This is a genomic window from Oceanispirochaeta sp. (genome assembly GCF_027859075.1).
GTDB lineage: Bacteria > Spirochaetota > Spirochaetia > DSM-2461 > DSM-2461 > Oceanispirochaeta.
Map to the genome: position 1 here is coordinate 1 of NZ_JAQIBL010000080.1, position 4,854 is coordinate 4,854.

At 50.8% G+C, this 4,854-nt stretch carries 6 protein-coding genes; 4 read left to right on the forward strand and 2 right to left on the reverse strand.

Annotated elements, in window-relative coordinates:
• From modA to PF479_RS04310, 3 genes are all read left to right on the forward strand, one after another.
• Positions 1-319: molybdate ABC transporter substrate-binding protein (gene modA, locus PF479_RS04300; protein WP_298002547.1), on the forward strand; the 319-nt coding region annotated here is incomplete at its 5' end.
• Positions 320-337: 18 nt separating this feature from the next.
• Complete coding sequence (modB, locus tag PF479_RS04305) at positions 338-1,042, forward strand: molybdate ABC transporter permease subunit (RefSeq protein WP_298002550.1); 705 nt, start codon at positions 338-340, stop codon at positions 1,040-1,042.
• Entirely contained in the window at positions 1,026-2,078 is a 1,053-nt protein-coding gene (locus tag PF479_RS04310; RefSeq protein ID WP_298002555.1) for a molybdenum ABC transporter ATP-binding protein, read from the forward strand. The genes modB and PF479_RS04310 overlap by 17 nt, the downstream gene beginning before the upstream one ends.
• Before the next feature lie 16 nt (positions 2,079-2,094).
• On the opposite strand, the gene PF479_RS04315 is transcribed toward PF479_RS04310, so the two are convergent.
• Both PF479_RS04315 and PF479_RS04320 read right to left on the reverse strand, forming a co-directional pair.
• On the reverse strand, positions 2,095-3,480 hold the full coding sequence (locus PF479_RS04315; protein ID WP_298002564.1) for a TolC family protein: 1,386 nt from the start codon (positions 3,478-3,480) through the stop codon (positions 2,095-2,097).
• Positions 3,470-4,075 carry a TetR/AcrR family transcriptional regulator gene (locus tag PF479_RS04320; protein WP_298002566.1) on the reverse strand — a complete coding sequence of 202 codons (606 nt, stop codon included), beginning with the start codon at positions 4,073-4,075 and terminating at the stop codon, positions 3,470-3,472. Before PF479_RS04320 ends, PF479_RS04315 begins: the two co-directional genes overlap by 11 nt.
• 106 nt (positions 4,076-4,181) lie before the next feature.
• Here PF479_RS04320 and PF479_RS04325 point away from each other — a divergent pair.
• Positions 4,182-4,854: efflux RND transporter periplasmic adaptor subunit (locus PF479_RS04325; RefSeq protein ID WP_298002569.1), on the forward strand; the 673-nt coding region annotated here is incomplete at its 3' end.

Sequence of the window (4,854 nt, forward strand, 5' to 3'; positions counted from 1 at the left end):
TGCACTGAGTGGTTTGGAGTATTATCAGTGGTATGATGAACTGGAACCGCGGCTGCTTCCCTGTGTCAATGTAAGAGCGTCTCTGGCTGTAGTAGAACTGGGAGAAACTGAGAGAGGTATCGTGTACCGTACGGATGCTCTCAAATCTAAAAAGGTTAAAATACTGGGAGTCTTCCCGGAGGAGAGTCATACTCCGGTTTCCTATTTCTGTGCCTTTTTAAAACAGGGAAGTCCTGGAGGAAGAGACTTTTATGATTATATTTCCACCAGTGAGGACGCGGCAGAGGTCCTGAGGCAATACGGTTTTGAAGTTCAATAATAGATCGGAGCAGGACATATGAATTCTTCTGAAATCCTGACAACTTTATTTCTCTCCATTCGCATCGGGGTCATCGCCACAGCTTTGAATCTGCCACTGGCCCTGATTCTGGTGTACTGGATGACCAGGCATGATTTCAGAGGGAAGAATCTGCTGGATGGCCTGATCAATCTGCCTCTGGTGATGCCCCCGGTGACACCGGGATATCTTCTTCTTCTGATTCTGGGAAAGAGAGGGTGGATCGGTTCGATTTTCTTCTCCCTCTTTGGGTTGAGGATTGCCTTTACCACTGCCGCTGCAGTCATCGCCTCCATGGTGGTTTCTTTTCCCCTGATTGTCCGGAGCATCCGAATCTCCATGGAAATGGTTGACCCCCGTCTGGAAAAAGCGGCCCTGACTCTCGGTGCAGACAGAAAAGCGGTCTTCTTCAGGATCACCCTGCCGCTGGTTATACCCGGTGTGATTAACGGTGTGGTTCTGGGATTTGCCCGCAGTCTGGGTGAATTCGGAGCCACCGTCACATTTGCCGGAAATATTCAGGGAATCACCCGGACCATCCCCTTGTCGGTGTATTCCCTCCTACAAGTTCCGGGACGGGAGAACGAAGCGGGTCTTCTGGTTTTGTTTTCAATTCTCATTTCATTTGCAGCCATGTTTGCTTCAGCTTTTCTGAACAGCAAACTTCAAAAAGGGAGGCATAAACAGCATGAGTCTTCTTTTTGATCTTCAGATGCCCCGGCGGGACTTTGAATTAAACCTCCAGGGTGAGTTCGGCAATGAAACCATCGGAATCTTCGGTCCCTCCGGGGCTGGTAAAACCTCATTCTTCAGTCTTTTAACCGGGCTGGAAAGGCCGCGGTCCGGGCGTATCGAACTGATGGGCCGAGTTCTTACAGATACGGCAAAAAATATCTTTGTTCCCGTTCACAAAAGAAGAATCGGTGTGGTCTTTCAGGAAAAGCTCCTCTTTCCCCATATGACGATCAGAGAAAACATGCTCTTTGGAGAGGGGTACGCCAGAGAAAAACGAATTCATCTGGATGAAGTCACCGATCTCCTGGGGCTGAATAAACTCCTGGATTCCATGCCCTGGGAGGCTTCTGGAGGGGAGCAGCAGCGTGCCGCCATCGGGCGGGCCCTCCTCACGTCTCCCGACCTTTTGCTACTGGATGAACCCTTTAATGCTGTGGATAACTCATTGCGGGCCACCATTCTCCCTTATCTGAAGAATCTGAGAGACCAGCTGCATGTTCCTTTTCTGGTCATCAGCCATGACCTTCCTGATATTCAGCGCTTAACCGATCAGATTTATCTGATCGATCAGGGTCGCTGTGCCGGTTTCGGCAATGTTCTGGATTATTACGGTGATAATGAATCTGTGACCAGGGATTCGGGGCTGGTCAATACCTTCCGCTTGACCCGGGAGGTCTCTCTGACGGCAGGTCTGTATTCCTGTTCAGTTGAAGGGATTCCCACTCTGAAATTGAAGGTCCCCCGTGCCCCGCAGGAGACGTTTTCTCTGGTGGTACACCCCAGTGAAATAGCCTTGTCCTGCGGCTATATCCCCAATATATCTATTCAAAATCAGGTTCCCGGCCGGATCAGCAGATTGATCCTTACGGAAGATCATGTCCTTTGTCTCGTGGATGTGGGGATTCGAATTGCAGTTAAGATTTCCCTTCACGCCGTTCAGGAGCTGGATTTGAAGGTCGGGGATGATGTCTTCTGTCTGATTAAGGCCCTGGCATTCCGTTCCTGAGTCTCATACTCCAGGGTTATTCCGGGAGCACCCCTGTCAGGGTCCTCAATCTGTAGTGTGACAGGGCGAGGCTGATTTTTTCCTGTTCTATATAAATCAGATCGGAATACCAGGATATCATCTGGAGCAGGTAGTCCTGTTCCAGGCCATAGCCGCTGTCCAGGGATTCCTTTTTCAGTGTGGCCAAGGCCATATCATCATCGGCTTGACTATTGTAGTAGGCTATATTTTCCCTGTTCAGATGCTGATTAAAGAGTTCTTCACCGATAGATCTTTTCATCTGTTCCAGATGATCCCTGTAACGATACTCGGCTTCGGATATACGGCTCTCTGCTTCTTTCACCAGGGACGCGGCTTTTCCGAAATCTCCCAGGAGGGCTCTGATTCCTACCGTGGCGGTCACATTGTTTTCGCTGATGCCCCATTCTTCAGATGTAAAGGGGAAGGACCCTCCCGCATAGTCCAGTTCCACCTGGAATCCCAGATCGGGACGTCCGTAGCTGCCGCCCCGGGTCAGCCGTTTGTTCTGTTTCGCTGCTTCAATATTCTGGCGGAGAATCTGGAGGACCGGGCTGTACGCCCTTGTGTCTGTCAGAAGGGTCTCTTTATCGGTCTCCCCTGGTCCCAATAAATCGGGCAAACCCTCCGGGTTTATCTGCTCCGGAAGAAGACTTTCCAAACCGCATAGGTATTCCAGATGAAGGAGAGCCTGATTCTGCTGTTTCCGGATCTGATTCTCCATCAGTGTCACCTCCCTGGCTTTGACCTGGGCTCCCAGGTAATCTGAATGGGATGTCATTCCAGAGTCGTAGGAGCGGCGGATCAGAGTCACAAAGCGGTCTGCAGCCGTGATCTGGAGGCTCACAATATCCAGGATCTTTTCCAGGTATGTCAGTGTGTGAATCAGGGATAATATTTCTGCCTTGATCGTCAGTTTTTTTTGATTCGTGTTCAGTAAAGAGCTCTCCCAGAGGGAGCGGTAGATGTTTTCCTGGGCGGACAATTTCCCCGATGTGATCAGGGGCTGCTCCAGAACAAGACGGAAACTGTACCACTGATTTCCTGTGAGGGGCAGGGATGTATCGCTTTCCGGGAGGGGCGGGAATATCAGTCCCGGTGCCAGAGTTCCTCCGGCATAGAGGCTGCCCTGGGACAGATCCACCTGGCGGGGATTGGTCAGATAGGATAAATCACTCTCAAAGAAGAGTTCCGGCCCTCGGCCCTGCCGGGCAGACTTCCATTTGTTCTGTGCCGCCCGGGCTGCATTCTCCCCTTCGGCGAGGGAGGCATTGTTCCGGAGGGCCAGGTCATACAGGCTGCGCCAGTCGGAACTCTCCTGTGCCGGAATGATTCGAATAGCCAGTGCAAACAGCAGGAGGATCAGTGTTGTTTTACCCTTCATTTTGAACTCCTTGTCCCAGGGCCTGACGGCCCTTCTCTGTTAATAAACCCGAGAAAATGATGGTTTCCAGGAAGAGCAGCATATCCCTGATGCTGGCCTTGACTCCGAAGCGGGTCTCCATGGTGAGGAAGGTTTCGATGATTCCCAGATGGATATAGGGCAGAATTTCTGTAGGGATGTCGGTTCGAATAAAGCCCTTACTGATCCCCTCATCCACCAGGTTTTTTACCAGGGTCAGGATGTGATCACGAAGCCTGGGAAATACAGATCCGACGAGGTCTCTCGGAATGCTTGTGTCCCGGGCAAACACTTCGGTGAATTTAAGAGCCCCGCCGGCGGTTTCCAGGATGCTCTTCAATCGGGGGATGAACTCAATGGTCTTGTCTTCGGCCAGGTTTTCCAGAAGGAGGAACATTTCACCGACTCGTCTCCTTAAGGCTTCCTTGAGAAGGTTCCCTTTGCTGTCAAAGTGATTGTAGAGGGTTTTTTTGCTGATCCCGAGGTACTCGGCCAGATCTTCCATCCGGACCGCTTTATACCCCTGCTCTGCAAATAAGAGGAGGGCGGCTTCTTCAATTCTTTCTTTTATATTCATAGGGAAATCCTTAATATCCAGGTACTAATTACACTATTCGGGTTTACAAAGTTTCCACTTGAGTATAGATTGACAATGAGTGAACGTCAACTCCGGAGGTTGCCCAATGCCGAAACTGACCAGGGGAATGGGAGTCATTCTCATCATCATGATAGCCATAACTGCTGCTCTGCTTTATCTGAACAGCCGGAGAGGTTCAGAAGTTCTTCAGGATCTCCCAGCTCCTGTTGTTGTGACCAAACCCCGCACTGGCTCCCTGAGCCGGACTATCCGGGTGACAGGAATTACAAAGAGCCGGAGTACTGTTACGGTCTTCCCCCGGATCAGCGGACGCCTGGATGAATTGAATGTTTCCATGGGAGATTTCATACAGGAGGATCAGGTTTTAGGACGCATCGACTCTGAGCCCTATGACCTGGCCCTTCAGCAGGCACAGGCTGCTCTTTCAGGAGCTCAGGCCACCTACAAGAGGGTGGAATCCCTGTTTAAATCCAATTCAGTATCACGACAAAACTATGATGAAGCCCTGGCGAACTATGAATCCGCCCGAGCCCTTCATGCCATGGCGGCTCTGAATGTGGAATGGTCGGAAATCCGCTCCCCCCTGAAAGGAACAGTCCTTGAAACTCATATGGAAAAAGGGTCGCTCCTCTCTCCCCAGGTTCCTCTTTTAACCATCGCCGACCTGACTTACCCGGAACTCAGTCTTGAACTGCCGGAATTGTATTATGGGAAATTTCAGGATCTGGGTTCATCCCTGATTGTGGTCATCATTATTC

Bases quoted from the DNA above. Each gene is read 5' to 3' on its own strand.
- PF479_RS04310 (WP_298002555.1), top strand. From the start codon at position 1,026: ATGAGTCTTCTTTTTGATCTTCAGATGCCCCGGCGGGACTTTGAATTA.
- modB (WP_298002550.1), top strand. From the start codon at position 338: ATGAATTCTTCTGAAATCCTGACAACTTTATTTCTCTCCATTCGCATC.
- PF479_RS04315 (WP_298002564.1), bottom strand. From the start codon at position 3,480: ATGAAGGGTAAAACAACACTGATCCTCCTGCTGTTTGCACTGGCTATT.
- PF479_RS04320 (WP_298002566.1), bottom strand. From the start codon at position 4,075: ATGAATATAAAAGAAAGAATTGAAGAAGCCGCCCTCCTCTTATTTGCA.